Origin of the sequence: Micromonospora sp. CA-259024, from assembly GCF_050936255.1 — a bacterium.
Classification (GTDB): Bacteria; Actinomycetota; Actinomycetes; order Mycobacteriales; family Micromonosporaceae; genus Micromonospora.
The window spans coordinates 1,520,403-1,536,264 of sequence record NZ_JBNJND010000002.1; the positions used below are offsets into that span (position 1 = coordinate 1,520,403).

The following is a 15,862-nucleotide window of genomic DNA, read 5'->3' on the forward strand; positions in this document are numbered from 1 at the left end:
GGTGGGTGTCGGTCGCCATCAGCGCACCTCCTCGACGAACGGGCCGGCGACCGGGTCGGCCACCACCCGGCCGTCGCGCATCCGCACCTGCCGGGGCAGACCGTCGGCGATCTCCCGGTCGTGAGTGATCACCAGGACCGTGGTGCCGGCCGCGTGCAGGTCATGCAGAAGGGCGAGCACCGCCGCGCCGGCGACCGAGTCGAGGTTGCCGGTGGGCTCGTCGGCGAGCAGCACCGCCGGCTCGCCGACCACCGCCCGGGCCACCGCCACCCGCTGCCGCTCACCGCCGGAGAGTTCGTGCGGTCGGTGGGTCAGCCGGTGGCCCAGCCCGACCCGGTTCAACGCCGCCTCCGCGCGCCGTCGCCGCTCCCTTCGGGGTACGCCCGCGTAGAGCAGCCCGTCGGCCACGTTGTCCAGCACCGGCGTGCCGGCGGCCAGGTGGAACTGCTGGAAGACGAAGCCGATCCGGCGGGCCCGCAGCGCGGAGAGCTGCCGGTCCGGCAGGGTCGCCACGTCGTACCCGTCGATTCGTACCCGGCCGGCGGAGGGGCGGTCCAGGGTGCCGATCAGGTGCAGCATCGTCGACTTGCCGGAACCGGACGGGCCGACGATCGCCACCAGCTCGCCGTACCCGATCCGCAGCGAGACCTCGCGCAACGCGGCGACCCCGCCCGGGTACGTCCGGCTCACCCCGTCCAGCACCACGGCGTCACCGGTCACGCCGGCACCCCCACGGTCATGCCCTCGGCGATCTCCGGGCCACTGACCTCGACCCGGCCGGCGGCGAAAAGCCCGGTGGTCACCGCGACGATCCGGCTCCGGCCGTCGTCGACCACCTCGACCCCGTAGCCGCCCTCGGCGAGCGCGAGCAGCGCCGCCACCGGCACGGTGAGCACGTCGGGGCGTTCGGCGGCGGTGAAGGTGACCTCGACACTCGCCTGGTCGTACCCGGCGAGCTTCGCCGGGTCGGTCACCGAGACGGTCACCTCGATCTTCGTCTCGGCCTCGGTGGACTGCCCGGTCGCGCCGGTTGAGCCGGCCTCGATCACCGTCTGCACCGACTCGACCTTTCCGGCCAGCGGGTCGCCGTCCGGCAGGGCGACGCTCACCGCGCCGCCCTCCTTCGCCAGCCGCTGGTCGTCCACGTCCAGCTCGACGGTGACCAGCCGGCTGGTGCCGGTGTACGTGAGTACCGCCTCGCCGGGCTGCGCCACGTCCCCGGTCGCCGCCTGGTGGCTCTCCACCCGCACCGCGCCGTCGGCGTAGACGATCCGGCCCGGCTCGACCCGGCCCGTCTCGGGCAGCCCGAGATCCTCCTGCCACTCCCGGACGGCGTCGGCGGTGCTGCCGGTGTACTCGTCGTCGACGGTGAAGCCGTCGTGGCCGAGCGCTCGCAGGTTCCGCTCGAACTGCGCGACGTCCGCCCCCTCCACGCCCGGTTCGAGCACCCGGTACGCCGGCAGCGATCCGTAGAGCAGCAGCACCGGGTCGTCGTCCGCCGCGTACAGCCGGCCGCCCCGCTTCACGACCGTGCCCGTCTCCGGCAAGCCGGTGATCGTTCCGCCGAACCGGGCGGTGGCGGTCCGGGTGCTGCCGTAGCCCAGCTCCCCGTCCACGTCCTGCGCGTCGGTCAGCGTCTGGCGGGTGACCGTGGCGGTGCTCGGCGGGGTGGTGCTGGCCGCTGCCGTACCCCGGTCCGTGCCGCCGAAACCGACCGCGGCAGCGATGCCGGCCGCCGCCGCGACCACGACGGCGACGGTCAGCGCGACCGTCCGGAGCCGAAGGCGGCGAGCCCTCATCGGGTGGCTCCGGCGATCTTCGGTGCGTACTGCTGGCACTTCTCCAATGCGGCCTTCACCTTCGGGTCCTTGAGGTTCATCTGGTCGCGCTGCAGCTGGATCCCACCGTCCGCCGACGGGTCCGGGAACTCCGGCACGCCGTTCTCGCGCATGCAGACGGCGAGCTTGCGCAGCCGCTCCACCTGCTCCGGGCCGGGCTTGAGCTTCTCCCCACCGTTGGGCAGGTACTGGCGGCACTGCTCCATCGCCGCCTGCACCTTCTGCGGGTCGGTGTCCTTGCCGAACTGGAACAGGCGACCGCCGCCCGGCTCCGGATCCGGCATCTCCACCCCGTTCTCCCGCATGCACTCGCTGAACTTGAGCTGCCGTTCGTCGTCGCTGAGCTGGGCCGCCGGGCTGGCGGACGCCGGTTGCGCCCCGCCGCCGCCGGCGGTCGCCACCGCTGGTTCGTCGCTCGACGGCCCGCAGCCGGCGACGGCCAACACGAGCAGCAGCGGCAGCGCGAACAGTCCTCGTCGCATCGCACGCTTCCTCTCCCGGGCCCGGCGCAACCGCCGGGCACTGCGATCCGGCCGACGGAACCCGCCGACCGGGACGCCCAAAGGAACCCGTCGGGCGTCCCGGTCAGTTGACGACAAGGGGCGTATCCCGGGCGTAACCACCAACGTTTACGGTGGCGTTATCCGGGCCCGGGGCACTATTGCCGAGTGAGAGTGCTGGTAGTCGAGGACGAGAGCCTGCTCGCCGAGAGCATCGCCGAGTGGCTGCGCCGCGAGGCGTTCGCGGTGGACGTGGCGTACGACGGCGACGCGGCGCTGGAACGGCTCGGCGTCAACGACTACGACGTGGTCGTCCTGGACCGGGACCTGCCGGTGGTGCACGGCGACGAGGTGTGCCGGGCGATCGTGGACAGCGGAGGGCAGACCCGGGTGCTGATGCTCACCGCGGCGGCGGCCGTGCGGGAGCGGGTGGCCGGCCTGGCGCTCGGTGCCGACGACTACCTGACCAAGCCGTTCGCCCTGGTGGAACTCTCCGCCCGGGTGCACGCGCTGAGCCGGCGGACCCGGCGGGCGGCACCGCCCACCCTGACCCGGGCCGGCGTCCTGGTCGACCCGGCCCGTCGCGAGGTGCACCGCGACGGCCGGTACGTGCCGCTGTCCCGCAAGGAGTTCGCCGTGCTGGTCGAGTTGCTGCGGGCCGACGGCGCGGTGGTCTCCGCCGAGGAACTGTTGGAGCGTGCCTGGGACGAGCACATCGACCCGTTCACCAACGTCGTCCGGGTCACCGTCATGAAGCTGCGCCGCAAGCTGGGCGAACCGCCGGTGGTCGAGACCGTGCCCGGTGTGGGATACCGGGTACCGTGAAGCGCTTCTCGCTCCGGGCCCGGCTCACCCTGATCTACGGCGGCCTCTTCCTGGTCGCCGGGCTGGTCCTGCTCGCGGTCACCTACGTGCTCGTCGAACAGCGGACGGCGCAGCCGTTCGGGGTGGCGCTGCGCGACGTCAAGCCCATCATCCCCGAGGTGGGAACGAAGCTCTCCGGCAACCAGGCCGAGCAACTACGCCTCATCATCAACAAGGCCCAGGGCGACGCCCGGGACCAGACGCTCTACTCGCTGCTCACCCAGGGCGGGATCGCACTCGGCCTGGTCTCCGTGGTGGCCATCGCCTTCGGCTGGCTGATCGCCGGCCGGGCGCTGCAACCGCTGCACCAGATCACCGGGACGGCCCGGCGGATCGCCGTGGGCGGTCGCGGCCTGCACGAACGGATCTCGCTCCCCGGCCCGCCCGACGAGGTACGCGAGCTGGCCGACACCTTCGACGAGATGCTGGAACGGCTGGACCGCTCCTTCGACGGGCAGCGCCGCTTCGTCGCGAACGCCTCGCACGAGCTGCGTACGCCGCTGGCGCTGAACCGGTCGCTCATCGAGCTGGCCGTCACCCGGACCGGCGCCTCCGAGGACGTACGCCGGCTGGGCGAGTCGCTGCTGGCGGTGAACGAGCGGCACGAACGGCTGATCGACGGGCTGCTCACCCTGGCCGACTCGGAGAACGAGGTGACCGCCCGGTCCCGGGTGGACCTGGCCGACCTGGCCGACCACGTGCTGGACCAGGCCGGCGTGGGTGCGGGCGGGCCGACGGTGACCCGGGAGCTGGCGCCGGCGATGGTCCACGGCGACCCGGTGCTGCTGGAACGACTCACCACCAACCTGGTGGAGAACGCGCTGCGGCACAACGTGTCGTCCGGCGGCTGGGTCCGGGTGAGCACCGGGCTGCGGGACGGCCGCCCGACGCTGACCGTCCGGAACACCGGCCCGGTGGTGCCCGGCTACGACGTGGAGGCCATCTTCGAGCCGTTCCGCAGGCTCTCCGGGGAGCGGATCGGCGGCGGGCGCGGGTTCGGCCTGGGGCTCTCCATCGTCCGGGCGGTGGCCCGGGCACACGGCGGCACGGTGACCGCCCGACCGCGCGACGGCGGCGGGCTGGAGGTCACGGTCAGCCTGCCCCCGGCCTGAGTCCGCCTGGCGGGTCAGCGAAAGAAGGCACGCAGAACGGCTGCGGTCTCGGCCTCCAGCACGCCGCCGTAGACCTCGGGGCGATGGTTGAGCCGGCGGTCGCGCAGCACGTCCCACAGCGAGCCGGCCGCGCCGGTCTTCGGCTCCCAGGCGCCGAAGACGACGGTGGAGACCCGGGCCAGCACCAGCGCTCCCGCGCACATGGTGCAGGGCTCCAGGGTGACCACCAGGGTGCAGCCGTCCAGCCGCCACCGGCCGGCCCGCTCGGCGCCCCGGCGCAGCGCCAGCACCTCGGCGTGCCCGGTGGGGTCACCGGTCAACTCCCGCTCGTTGCGGCCGGTCGCCAGCTCGGTCCCGTCCGGGCCGTAGAGCACCGCACCCACCGGTACGTCGTCCACGTCGGCAGCGCCCGCGGCGTCGACGGCGGGGCCGGTGACCGCGACCTCCAGAGCCCGTCGCATCCACAGCTCATGTCGCTGCCGCCGACCGACCTCGCCCGGGTCGGCCAGGCCCTCGTGGGCGCCCGGCCCGGCGCGCCCCACGGCGCCGGGGGTGGGCTGCCCGGGCCGGATCGTCTCCAGTGACGGATCGGTGGCGTCGGCCGGCTCAGACCTCACGCAGCTCCTCGACCTCGTCGGCGCAGCCGAGCACCTGGCAGATCTCGGCGGTGACGTCCGCCGGCAGCATCCCCTCGTGCGCGCACAGGCTCAGCAGCTTCTGCGCGGAGATACCCAGGTTGGCCAGCAGATCGGCATCACCCACCGGGTCCGCCTCCGGGTCGACGACCGGCTGCTCGCTCTCCTCGTCACCGGTGGTCGGCGGACGTGGCTCGTCGTCGCCGTCGAGCCCGGTGACCGAGGTCTTCAGGTCACCGACCAGCAGGGAGCCCAGTTGGGACTCCTCGGCGTACGCGGAGTCCGAACCGAACACCCGCAGGTCCTCACCCTCGTCGAGACGCAGGATCACCAGGTACGCGTCGTCGGCCTCGACGAAGAGCAGCGACACGTCGGCCTCCTGGTCGACGTCACGCAGCCGGTCAGCGACCTCATCGATGTCGGTGGCGCCACGCAGGCTGACCTCGGCGGCGGTCCAGCCACTGTCGTCGCGCACCACGGCCGCAGCGAAGTACGACACGGTCCCCCCAATAGCCCTCGACACAGCGTCGACTTGTTACGCGTGCACGTTAGCCGGTCGGGTCGGCGGGCGACCGGTCAACGCCCCGAAGGGCCGGTCATTCCTGACAAAGTCGGATCAGCCGGCTACCCGACGGCGGGTGGCGATCAGTTGGCGCAGACGCTCGGTGCGTTGCCGCTGTGGTCGACTGCGCTGGCGGACCGCCCGGGCACCCGCCAACTCGGCCAACAACTGCAGGCGGCGACGGCTGCGATCAGGGTCCTGTCGCGGAGTGGTCCAGGCCATGGTGCCGAGCGTGCCGAGTCTCGGCGGCCACGTCAAGACGGCGTTCGCTACGCAGCCAACCGGGCACGCGGCGCAGTCATCGACAGCCGTTTCAGAGCCGTTTCGGGACGGTTACCACAGCGGCCAGTCACCACTGGTCGCCCAGCGAACCGCCACGACAGCGGCGGCGATGCTCCAGCCACCGGCCGTGACGATGGCGACTCCGGTGGCGACCCCGCGGTCGCCGTAGCGGACGAGCACCAGGGCGGTCAGCCACGCCAGAAGGCCGGCCACCACCGTCCACCACGCGTAGCCGGCCACATCGGTGCCGAGCAGGCCGAACAGCAACATCCAGCCGGCCGCCGTGCCGCCGCCAGCGGCGACACCGCCGCCGGTGATCGGGTGCGGCTCACGGTAGGTCGGGCGAGGCGGCGGCCCAGCGGGGAAGAGCCCCGAGGGGGTACGCGCCACCGGGCGTGGAACGGCACCGGGATCCGGGCCAGGCTCGGGTCGGGCGATGGTCACCGTGGCTGCCCCCTCACGCGCGCCGCTCGTGCCCACGGTACCGGCTCTGCCAGGATGACCGGATGCCGTCGCCGACGATCCGCCGCCGCGCGCGTCCGGCGTACCCGATCCTGCTGCTTCTCGCCCCGGTGCTGGCCGCCGGCTGCGCGACCACCCGGCCGGGGGTGCCGCCCGACGGCGCCACGCCGACGCCGCCCGCGGTCGGGGCGACCGCCGACCAGCCGGCGTCGCCGCCGGCCACACCGACCGCGACCCGCCCGACCCCGACACCGTCGTCGACCAGCCCGTCGACGGCGGCACCCCGCACCGGGCTGCGGCATGTCTTTCCGGTACGCGCCGACGACGTCAGCTACCACCCGACGCACGGGGCGTACCCGGCCACGGACCTCTTCGCCGACTGCGGTGAGCCGTTCGTCGCGGTGACCGACGGGACGGTGCTGGAGGTGAGCCGCGTCGACCGGTACACCAAGCGTGGACCGCAGGGCCCGGAGAACGGGGGTCTGTCGGTCTCCCTGCTCGGTGACGACGGGGTGCGCTACTACGGCTCGCATCTGAGCGTCGTGGCCAGCGGTGTCGACGCCGGCGTCCGGGTCCGCGCCGGGCAGCAGCTCGGCAAGGTGGGGCGCACCGGCAACGCGAACAACGTCTGCCACGTGCACTTCGGCATCTCCCCGCCGTGTACGGGTAGGGACGGCTGGTGGATCCGGCGCGGGGTGCTCTGGCCGGCGCGTTACCTGGATTCCTGGCGGCGCGGCGGCAACCGGGAACCGGCCGCCGAGGTCGCCGCGTGGCACCGCGAACACGGCTGTCCGAAGGCTCCCTGACCGGCTTCGCACCCACTAGGTTCGGTGGGATGAAGGCCCGGGACCCCATCGCCGACCTACGCCGGATCGCGTTCCTGCTGGAACGGGCGAACGAGGCCACCTATCGGGTACGAGCGTTCCGGTCGGCGGCGACGGCGCTGGCCGGCCTGCCGGCGGCCGAGGTGACCGAGCGAGCCGGCAACGGCACGCTCACCGAGCTGACCGGGGTCGGTGATGTCACGGCCCGCTGCGTGGCGGAGTCGCTGGCCGGTGAGGAGCCGGTCTACCTGCGTCGGCTGGTGGCGACCGAGGGCAGCGACCTGGACGCCGAGGCGACGGCGCTGCGCACCGCCCTGCGGGGCGACTGTCACACCCACTCGGACTGGTCCGACGGCGGTTCGCCGATCGAGGAGATGGCGCTCGCCGCGGTGGAGTTGGGCCACGAGTACATGGTGCTGACCGACCATTCGCCACGGCTGAAGGTGGCCCGGGGGCTGACCGCGGACCGGCTGCGCCGGCAACTCGACCACGTGGCGAAGGTCAATGCGGCGCTGCCCGAGGGTTTCCGCATCCTCACCGGGATCGAGGTGGACATCCTCGCCGACGGTTCGCTGGACCAGGACGATGAGCTGCTGGCACAGCTGGACGTGGTGGTCGGGTCGGTGCACAGCGGCCTGAACGACGAGCGGTCGAAGATGACCCGGCGGATGCTGGCCGCGGTCGCCAACCCGCACCTGGACATTCTGGGCCACTGCACCGGCCGGATGGTGTCGTCCCGCCCGGCCGGCGTGACCGGCCCGGGTGATCGGGGGCACCGGGCCCGGACCCGGGCGGAGAGTGACTTCGACGCGGACGCGGTCTTCGCCGCCTGCGCCGAACACGACACCGCCATCGAGATCAACTCCCGGCCGGAGCGGCAGGACCCGCCGAAACGCCTGATCCGGCGCGCCCTGGAGGCCGGTTGCCGGTTCGCGATCAACACGGACGCGCACGCGCCCGGCCAACTGGACTGGCAGCGGTTCGGCTGCGAGCGGGCCGCCCTCTGCGGCGTCCCGGCCGACCGCGTCGTCAATACCTGGTCGGCGAAGCAGCTGGTGGCCTGGACGCACGACCGGCCCTGATCGGCGGCGGCCTCGGCGTCGATCGACTCGCCTCGCCGACCACCTCGGCGTCGATCGACTCGCCTTGCCGACCACCTCGGCGTCGATCGACTCGCCTTGCCGACCACCTCGGCGTTGATCGACTCGCCTTCGCTGGAATCGGGGCATCCTGGTCCGACGGACACCCCGATTTCAATGAAGCCGAGTCGATCACGTACCGGATGGGCCGGCGACCAGCGACGCGCCGCCACGCCCGACGCAGGCCGGGCGGCGGCCCCGACGCGGGCCGGGCGGCCCCGACACGGCCGGGCGGCGGCCTCCGCCGTGACGGATTCGCCGCCGTGCGGCGCGGAGTCCGGTGCGGACCAGCGGCGGGCGGCACCCTCAGCGGCGGGCGGGCTCGGCGGCTGGCGCGGCGGGCGCGCCGACGCCGACCACCGGGCGGGGCTTCCGGCGGCCGAGCACGCCCTGCGAGACCGCGACCCCGAGCAACACGATGAGTGCGCCGACTGGCTGGTGCCAGTTGAGTCGCTCGTCCAGCGCCACGGCACCGATCAGCACCGCGAAGATCGGGATCAGGTACGTGACGGTGGAGGCGGTGCTCGCACCGGCGAGTCGGATGTTGCGCATGTTGATGACGAACGCCAGCCCCGTGCCGAGCGCGCCGAGGGTCAGCACGCTTGCCACCACTCCCGTCGACAACTCGGTGGGCAGCGGCGGCGTGCCCGCGACCAACGGGGCGACGATGGCCAGTTGCCCGGCGGCGAGCAGCAGTTGCGCGGCGGAGAGCGAGAGGCCGGAGTGCGCGCTGCCGGCGAGGAACCGCTTCTGGTACGGGATGGAGACGCCGTAGCAGGCAGCGGCGCCCAGGCACATCAACTGCCCGGTGAAGTGCGCCCCGCCGATGCCCTCCCAGACCCCGAGCACCACCAGCACACCGAGGAAGCCCAGCCCGAGCCCGACCGCGCGGCGCACGGTCAGCCGCTCGGTGCGGAAGACCAGCACTGCCAGCGGCAGCACGATCAGCGGGGTGGTGGCGTTCCAGATGCCGGCCAGCATCGACTCGACCCGCTGCTCGCCGTAGCCGAAGAGGGTGAACGGCACGGCGACACCGAACGCGGCGACGACCGTCAGGTGCGCCCAGACCCGCGGCTCGCGGGGCAGCCGGTCGCGCAGCACGGCGAGGACCACCAGCAGGGTCAACGCACCGGCGACGACCCGGTAGAGGGTGAGCTGGACCGGGTGCAGCTCGGCCACCCCGACCTTGATGAAGAGGAAGCTCGAACCCCAGATCGCGGCGAGGGCGACGAAACCCGGCAGCCAGGCGCGGACCGGAGATTTGTCAGGAGTGGTGTCCGTGTTCACCCCTGACACTCTGCCGTAGCCGTCCGACAAAGTCGCGCCCCTTTCGGACGTCGCGCCCTGCCGCAACCTGTTGCTCGAACGACAAACGTCGTCGACACGGAGGCGGGATGGTCACGTAGGGTCGCAGCGTGGGACGAATTGATGAACTCGCCAACCGATACGTGGCCGAGTGGGCGCCGTTGAGCCCCACCGGCGCGACCTTCGTCGGCATCGCCGGCCATGACGATCAGCTCGACGACCTCTCGCCCGACGGTTACCGGGCACGCGCGGACCTCACCCGCCGGACGCTCGCCGAGCTGGAGGTGACCGAGCCGGCGACCGAGTCGGAACGGACCGCCAAGGAGGCCATGCAGGAACGGCTCGGCCTGGACCTGGCCCGGTACGACGCCGGCGAGGTGACCAGCGAGGTGAGCGTCATCACCAGTGGTCTGCACGAGATCCGCATGGTGTTCGACCTGATGCCGACCGCGACCACCGACGAGCAGGCCAACGTCGCCGCCCGGCTCAACGGCTTCGCGGGCGCGTTGGAGGGCTACAAGACCACGCTGCGCGAGGCGCTCGCCGCCGGCCAGATCAGCTCGAAGGTGCAGCTGGTCGAGGTGGCCAAGCAGTGCGACATCTGGGTCGACCCGGCCGGGGACAACTTCTTCCACGGGCTGGTCGAGCGGTTGGGCGCGGAGGGCACGCTCGGCGCTGAGCTGCGCCGGGGTGCGGCGGCCGCGACCGCGGCGACCGCCGAGTTCGGCCAGTTCCTGCGTACCGAGCTGGCGCCGCACGGCCGGGACAAGCAGGCCGCCGGCCGGGAGCGCTACGAGCTGGCCTCGCAGTACTTCCTCGGCGCCAAGGTCGACCTGGACGAGACGTACGCCTGGGGTTTCGCGGAGCTGGCCCGCCTGGAGGCGGAGATGCGGGTCGTCGCCGGGCGCATCGCCGGCTCCGGTGCCACCGTCGACGAGGCGGTGGCCACGTTGGACGCCGACCCGGCCCGGACGATCCAGGGCAAGGAGGCGTTCCGGGACTGGATGCAGGCGCTCGCCGACAAGGCGATCGCCGAGCTGCACGGCACCCACTTCGACATTCCGGAGCAGGTTCGCCGCATCGAGTGCTGCCTCGCCCCGACCAGCGACGGTGCCATCTACTACACCGGCCCCAGCGAGGACTTCTCCCGCCCGGGCCGGATGTGGTGGGCGGTGCCGCAGGGCATCAGCGACTTCTCCACCTGGCGAGAGGTGACCACGGTCTACCACGAGGGCGTGCCGGGTCACCACCTCCAGGTGGCGCAGACCGCCGTCCGGGCGGACCTGCTCAACCGCTGGCAGCGGCTGCTCTGCTGGGTCTCCGGGCACGGCGAGGGCTGGGCGCTCTACTCCGAGCGGCTGATGGACGAGCTGGGCTACCTGGAGGACCCGGGCGACAAGCTGGGCATGCTCGACGGCCAGGCGATGCGCGCGGCACGGGTGATCGTCGACATCGGCATGCACCTGGAGCTGGAGATCCCGAAGGACAACCCCTTCGGCTTCCACCCGGGCGAGCGGTGGACGCCCGAGCTGGGCTGGGAGTTCATGCGGGCGCACTGCCGGGTGCCGGACGAGAACCTGCGCTTCGAGCTGAACCGCTACCTGGGCTGGCCGGGGCAGGCACCGTCGTACAAGGTGGGTGAGCGGATCTGGCTCCAGGCCCGCGACGACGCCAAGGCCCGCAAGGGCGCGGACTTCGACCTGCGGGAGTTCCACCGGCAGGCGTTGGACCTGGGCGCGCTGGGTCTCGACCCGCTGCGCCGGGCGCTGGCCCGACTCTGATCCGGCGGCGGTCGCGCGCGCGGCGGTACGACGAGTCCGCCGCCGCGCGCCGCCGCGCGCTCAGCCGAGGGTCAGCGCCAACGCCGGTCGGGCGGTCAGCGTGTCACTGGTGACGTACGCCAGGTCGATGGCTGGATCGGTGAACGTGATCGGAATGGGTGAGGTGACCGGAATGCCGTCCGGTAGTGGCAGATCCGGAGTCAACGTGATCTTGATGCCGAGCAGTCGGCCGACGAACCGGGTGGCGTAGAAGGCCACGTCACCGGTGACGGTCAGCCGGTCGGTCGCGTACCGCTGGTTGCGCCCCGCAGGGCCGTCGGCGCGCAGCAGGAAGTCGTCGGTCACCGCCTCCCGCATGCTGAACTTCAGCACCGTGAGGTCGCCCTTATCGGTGTGCAGGTCGATGATGCCCTCGAACCGCAGCCCGGTCATCCGCACCGACGATCCGGTGAGCTTGGACGGCGTCCGAGCCACCCTCGGCAGGTCCGGATCGGCGGCGATGCGCGGCAGCGGCTTGCCCGGCTCCACCGCGCCCGGCTTGTCGGGGGCCGCCGTGCCCGGCCTGTCCGGGGCCGCGCTGCCGGGGGCCGGCGACGGGCAGTTGGCGGCCCCGGGGCGGGCCGTGGGTGTGCCGGTCGGCTGCGCCGAGGGCGTGCCGGTCGGGCTCGCCGACGGTGTCGCGGTCTCTTCGCGCCGTCCGCCCGTGAGCAGATCACCGATCCCGTCCAGGATGTCGGTGATCACGTTGCCGCTCCGCTCCGGGCTCGGACTCGGTGTGGGTGTGGCGGCACTGCGGCTGGGCGACGGAGTGACGGCCCGGGACGGGGTGGGACAGGCGGTCGGCTGCCGACTCGGGGCGGCCTGCACCGCTCGGGGTTGGATGGCCAGGCCGGCGGCGGCCAGGCCGAGCACCATGAGAGTGATGCCGAAGGCACGCGGATCAGCGGACCGTCCCGGCCGTTCGGGCGGCGCACCCTCGTCGGACGCCTGGACCGCCGGGTGATCGACCTGCTCGACGTCGGCCTGTTCGGTGCTGGGCGGTGCGGAGTGGGTTGGCGTCCAGGCGAAGGAGAGCGCGCTGCCCACGATGCCGAGCAGCAGACCGACGAAGAAGCCGCCGAGGTTGAGCCCGATCAGCGAGTAGACCGCGGTGACCGCCGCGACGACCGAGTAGAACAGGCGCTGCGCCGGGGTGAACCAGAGCAACAGGCCGCAGGTCACCAGGATGACCGGGATCAGCAGCGAGAGCAGGCCGCCCGCACCACTGTGGAAGCTGAGGCCGTTGAGGGTCATTCGGGTGGAGGCGAACATCTCCAGCCCGGCCAGGGCGGTGAGCAGTCCGCCCCAAAACGGCCGACTCCGCTGCCAGCGGCGGAAGAACCGCCACGCCTGAGCCGGGCCACCGGGCCGGACGTGGGACGGGTTCGCGGTTGTCACGTGCTCCTCCTGGCCGAGCGGGACGGGGACACGGGTCGGACCCGCGGTGGTGGGGGCACACCGCGGGCCCGAGCTCACCTCAGAAGCACTCCTTGCCCTTGGCGTCGTCGCCCACGTTGACCTTCAGCCGAAGGCCGACCAGGTTGAACGTGGCCGCTGTCGTGTAGCGGGACACCTGCTGCAGGTTGGTGATGGTGACGTGGTCGGAGTTCTGGCCGAACGAGCCGGCCTGCGCCGTCGGGTTCAGGTCGGTGGCGTCCCGGCCGATCCTGATGTTGGTGAAGGTCGCATTCCCGTTCAGCGAGTCCATCGCGATCAGCAGGTCCTTGGCGCGGGCGGGCTCCTTGCCCTCACCGGCGTTGATGGTGAGCACCACCGGCAGGCCCGGCAGATCGGCGCGGACGGACTGGCAGAGGCTGTACAGCTCGGCGCTGCTGATCTCGGAGAGCGCGACCGGGTGGACCTGACCGGACTTCCCGTCCTTGCCCTTCTCCCGGACGATGCCGCCGTACTGCTTGAAGCCGTCGCCCTCGAGGCGGTCCGCGCCGATCTTGAACGTCTGTCCGGAGACCGTGATGTCGGATGCGATCGCGCCGGTCGACATTCCAAACAGGATGGCGCCGGCGGCGGCGGTGGCGGGCACCATCATGGCGGCGAACCGCCACCACCGGGTACGCCCCTGACTGTCAAACCGATCCTGCACAGGTTCCTCCTCAGGTGGATGCGTGCGGGTGGCCGGTCCCGAACTGGCGGCCCCACCGGGTCCGTCATCTATTACCGGCTGGTAACCATCGCGCCTGATGGTGCACCCGCCGAGGCGCAGCTCACAACCCCCCGATTACCCGCCAGTAACAGAGCGATGATCGGACGACAGCGCCGCGTAACGTTCCGTCAAGGCGGCGAGAGGTGAGGGCGGTGGAATTTGTACCAAAGCCGGCATTTACCTGAGTTCCAGCAACTGATAGTCACCACTGCATCGACCGATTACAAATTAGTAACGAGTGTAAAGCGGGCAGCCACGCCAGGGCTCGGTCGACGCCGCGCGACCCCTCCCTCAAGCGCAGCTGGATGGCTATGCTCTGCGGCGTGCCGCTGATCGATTACTACGGCCCCCAGGGCTGGGGCAGCCAGTCACCCCCGTTGCGGCAGCGCCAGTACGTCGCAACCGACCTGATCTTCTCCGCGATAGCCGCCGACTCGGCATCGCAGGCGACCGTCCTCGACGTCGGGTGCGGCGATGGCAGTTTCCTGGCCCATCTCGCGTCCACGTCCGCCGAGCGGAACATCCGCTGGATCGGGGTGGACTACTCGGAGCACCAACTCGCAAGGGCAGCCGAGCTGCCGTTCGAGTTCCACCGCTGCGACCTCGACGACGGACTGCCCCTGCCGGACGCTTCGATCGACCTGGTGCACGCGGGTGAGGTGCTTGAGCACCTGTACGACCCCGACCACCTGCTGGAGGAGTGTGCGCGCGTGCTTCGGCCGGGCGGCCACCTCGTCCTCACCACGCCAAACCTGCAGGCCTGGTACAACCGGGCACTCTTCCTAGCTGGCGTCCAGCCGATCTTCTACGAGACCTCCACGCGGTCGACCGAGGTCGGCGCCGGGGCGCTGCGTCGCCTCAAGACCGACACCATGCCGGTCGGGCACCTACGCCTGTTCAACCGCACCGCACTGCTCGACCTGCTACGTCGCGAAGGATTCGAGCCAGTCACCCTGCGAGGCGCCGGGTTCCACGGGGTCCCGTCGAGCATGGCCTGGTTTGACGCGGCCATGTGCCGCCGGCCTTCGCTCGCCTCGATCCTTGTGGTGCTGGCCGTCAAGCGCTGACAGCAGTTCGGTGGGCCCGGCGAACCGGACCCACCGAACTGGTAGCTCAGGGTTCAGAGCGCGGCGGGACGCTCAGCCGCGGAACGCTGGTCGGGCACCGTTCGTTCGGTCGAGTCGGCGGTTGGCGCGTCCGGCTGGGCGACCTCACCGTCGTCGTCGGCCCGGTGACTGCCGGCCCGCTCGTCCTCGACCTGCTCGGCGTCGGCACGCTTGACACCACCGCGCAAGGCCAGCAGTACGCCGCCGGCGATCGCCAGCAGGCCGAGCAGACCGAGCGTGATCGGCCCCCAGAGGCGCACGAGCTTGATGGACGCCGCGTTGTCCGCGGCGCGCTCGGCACTGGCGATCACGGTCGCCTCGTTGTAGCGGAAGTCGGCGTTCAGCAGCACGGTCGGCGGTCCCACGTCCGGCACCAGCACCTTGCGCGGCTGGTCGCGGACGTCCACGTACGAGCCGGTGACCGGCTCTACCCAGAAGCTGCGCGTGTTGGTGTACATGAGTCGGGCGGTCGTGGCCCCGGGGGCGAAACGTGCCAGCAGCACCTTGAGGTTGCTCTCGGCCAGCACCAACTGCGACTCGGGGACCGTCTGCTCGAAGCGGTAGGCCTCGACCCCGCGCACTTCGGTGACCTCTTTGAACTGCGCCGGAACCGTCTTGCGAATTTCACGGTCGTAGACCGGATAGTCCTTCTTCTCGGTGCCGAACGGGAACTTGTAGACCTGGCCCGCGTAGTTCGCGGGCTGGCCGGTGCCGTCATCGAGCCAGGCAGGATCCCACTTGGCGGCCGCACCGCTAACGCGGTCAATGGCGAGTTCTGTGCTGTACTCGCTGATGATCTCGCTATTGTCCATGCGCCGCACCGACTGGAATACGTCCCAGACGACCGCCTTGCCCTTGAGGTCGCCGGTCATCTTCTCGTCGGTGGTCTTCGGCTGCGGGACCACCTCGACAGTCGACCGTAGACCGCCCCGCTCGACATTCGCCGCGCCCGCCTTGATCTGGAGGAACTCGGCGTTGGCCGACTCTGCCACGGACTCCGACCGATCCAGGTCGTACGGCAACTGACTGACCGCGGGTGCGACGTACAGTGGCAGCCCCACAGCGGCGACGACCAGCAGGACGCCAAGGCCAAACAGCATGGCGCCGACAATCCTCTTCACTGCTCCTCCTTCAATGACAAGGCGAAAAGGCGCCAGCCAGCCAAGCGCTGAAGACATCGACGTCACGAGTGGACGCCTCTGGCATGGCGGCACGTTACTCTCCAGTCACCTCTCTCCGCGACCCCCGGGAA

Annotated in this window: 17 protein-coding genes; 6 read left to right on the forward strand and 11 right to left on the reverse strand. The window is 71.6% G+C overall.

Features of this window, described 5'->3' with window-relative positions; all coding sequences use genetic code 11:
• Positions 1-18 precede the first annotated feature (18 nt).
• From ACQEUX_RS26530 to ACQEUX_RS26540, 3 genes are read right to left on the reverse strand one after another with little or no spacing between them, the layout of a single operon-like run.
• Positions 19-720 carry an ABC transporter ATP-binding protein gene (locus ACQEUX_RS26530; RefSeq protein ID WP_433053764.1) on the reverse strand — a complete coding sequence of 234 codons (702 nt, stop codon included), beginning with the start codon at positions 718-720 and terminating at the stop codon, positions 19-21.
• On the reverse strand, positions 717-1,799 hold the full coding sequence (locus tag ACQEUX_RS26535; RefSeq protein ID WP_433053767.1) for a peptidoglycan-binding protein: 1,083 nt from the start codon (positions 1,797-1,799) through the stop codon (positions 717-719). The genes ACQEUX_RS26530 and ACQEUX_RS26535 overlap by 4 nt, the downstream gene beginning before the upstream one ends.
• Positions 1,796-2,320 (reverse strand): hypothetical protein, encoded by a 525-nt coding sequence (locus tag ACQEUX_RS26540; protein ID WP_433053770.1) that lies wholly within the window; start codon positions 2,318-2,320, stop codon positions 1,796-1,798. Before ACQEUX_RS26540 ends, ACQEUX_RS26535 begins: the two co-directional genes overlap by 4 nt.
• 186 nt (positions 2,321-2,506) lie before the next feature.
• On the opposite strand from ACQEUX_RS26540, the gene ACQEUX_RS26545 reads away from it, so the two are divergent.
• Positions 2,507-3,163: a response regulator transcription factor gene (locus ACQEUX_RS26545; RefSeq protein ID WP_433053772.1), complete on the forward strand. Its 657-nt coding sequence runs from the start codon at positions 2,507-2,509 to the stop codon at positions 3,161-3,163.
• Positions 3,160-4,314: a sensor histidine kinase gene (locus tag ACQEUX_RS26550; protein WP_433053775.1), complete on the forward strand. Its 1,155-nt coding sequence runs from the start codon at positions 3,160-3,162 to the stop codon at positions 4,312-4,314. The genes ACQEUX_RS26545 and ACQEUX_RS26550 overlap by 4 nt, the downstream gene beginning before the upstream one ends.
• Before the next feature lie 14 nt (positions 4,315-4,328).
• Here the strand turns inward: ACQEUX_RS26550 and ACQEUX_RS26555 are convergent, their stop codons facing one another.
• The 4 genes from ACQEUX_RS26555 to ACQEUX_RS26570 form a co-directional block, all read right to left on the reverse strand.
• The gene (locus ACQEUX_RS26555) at positions 4,329-4,775 is read right to left on the reverse strand and encodes a nucleoside deaminase (protein ID WP_433057151.1); all 447 of its coding nucleotides are present in this window, start codon (positions 4,773-4,775) and stop codon (positions 4,329-4,331) included.
• A gap of 145 nt (positions 4,776-4,920) precedes the next feature.
• Positions 4,921-5,448, reverse strand: coding sequence for a tRNA adenosine deaminase-associated protein (locus tag ACQEUX_RS26560; protein ID WP_433053778.1), 528 nt, complete (start codon positions 5,446-5,448; stop codon positions 4,921-4,923).
• A 117-nt stretch (positions 5,449-5,565) separates the two neighbouring features.
• Positions 5,566-5,733, reverse strand: a complete 168-nt coding sequence (locus ACQEUX_RS26565) for a hypothetical protein (protein WP_167454701.1) — start codon at positions 5,731-5,733, stop codon at positions 5,566-5,568.
• A 111-nt stretch (positions 5,734-5,844) separates the two neighbouring features.
• Positions 5,845-6,237: a hypothetical protein gene (locus ACQEUX_RS26570; protein WP_433053784.1), complete on the reverse strand. Its 393-nt coding sequence runs from the start codon at positions 6,235-6,237 to the stop codon at positions 5,845-5,847.
• A gap of 62 nt (positions 6,238-6,299) precedes the next feature.
• Here ACQEUX_RS26570 and ACQEUX_RS26575 point away from each other — a divergent pair, with 62 nt between their 5' ends.
• The gene (locus tag ACQEUX_RS26575; protein WP_433053787.1) at positions 6,300-7,061 is read left to right on the forward strand and encodes a M23 family metallopeptidase; all 762 of its coding nucleotides are present in this window, start codon (positions 6,300-6,302) and stop codon (positions 7,059-7,061) included.
• A gap of 29 nt (positions 7,062-7,090) precedes the next feature.
• On the forward strand, positions 7,091-8,161 hold the full coding sequence (locus ACQEUX_RS26580) for a PHP domain-containing protein (protein WP_433053790.1): 1,071 nt from the start codon (positions 7,091-7,093) through the stop codon (positions 8,159-8,161).
• A 363-nt stretch (positions 8,162-8,524) separates the two neighbouring features.
• Here the strand turns inward: ACQEUX_RS26580 and ACQEUX_RS26585 are convergent, their stop codons facing one another.
• Positions 8,525-9,505: a DMT family transporter gene (locus ACQEUX_RS26585; RefSeq protein ID WP_433053793.1), complete on the reverse strand. Its 981-nt coding sequence runs from the start codon at positions 9,503-9,505 to the stop codon at positions 8,525-8,527.
• A gap of 128 nt (positions 9,506-9,633) precedes the next feature.
• On the opposite strand from ACQEUX_RS26585, the gene ACQEUX_RS26590 reads away from it, so the two are divergent.
• On the forward strand, positions 9,634-11,304 hold the full coding sequence (locus ACQEUX_RS26590) for a DUF885 domain-containing protein (RefSeq protein WP_433053796.1): 1,671 nt from the start codon (positions 9,634-9,636) through the stop codon (positions 11,302-11,304).
• 60 nt (positions 11,305-11,364) lie between these two features.
• Here the strand turns inward: ACQEUX_RS26590 and ACQEUX_RS26595 are convergent, their stop codons facing one another.
• Both ACQEUX_RS26595 and ACQEUX_RS26600 read right to left on the reverse strand, forming a co-directional pair.
• Entirely contained in the window at positions 11,365-12,741 is a 1,377-nt protein-coding gene (locus ACQEUX_RS26595) for a DUF6114 domain-containing protein (RefSeq protein ID WP_433053799.1), read from the reverse strand.
• Between the two features lie 79 nt (positions 12,742-12,820).
• A complete protein-coding gene (locus ACQEUX_RS26600) occupies positions 12,821-13,444 on the reverse strand; it encodes a DUF6230 family protein (protein ID WP_433053802.1) in 624 nt (207 codons plus the stop codon).
• 383 nt (positions 13,445-13,827) lie between these two features.
• Here ACQEUX_RS26600 and ACQEUX_RS26605 point away from each other — a divergent pair, with 383 nt between their 5' ends.
• Entirely contained in the window at positions 13,828-14,571 is a 744-nt protein-coding gene (locus tag ACQEUX_RS26605) for a class I SAM-dependent methyltransferase (protein ID WP_433053805.1), read from the forward strand.
• 53 nt (positions 14,572-14,624) lie between these two features.
• On the opposite strand, the gene ACQEUX_RS26610 is transcribed toward ACQEUX_RS26605, so the two are convergent.
• Positions 14,625-15,788 (reverse strand): DUF3068 domain-containing protein, encoded by a 1,164-nt coding sequence (locus ACQEUX_RS26610; RefSeq protein WP_433057153.1) that lies wholly within the window; start codon positions 15,786-15,788, stop codon positions 14,625-14,627.
• Positions 15,789-15,862: the final 74 nt, after the last annotated feature.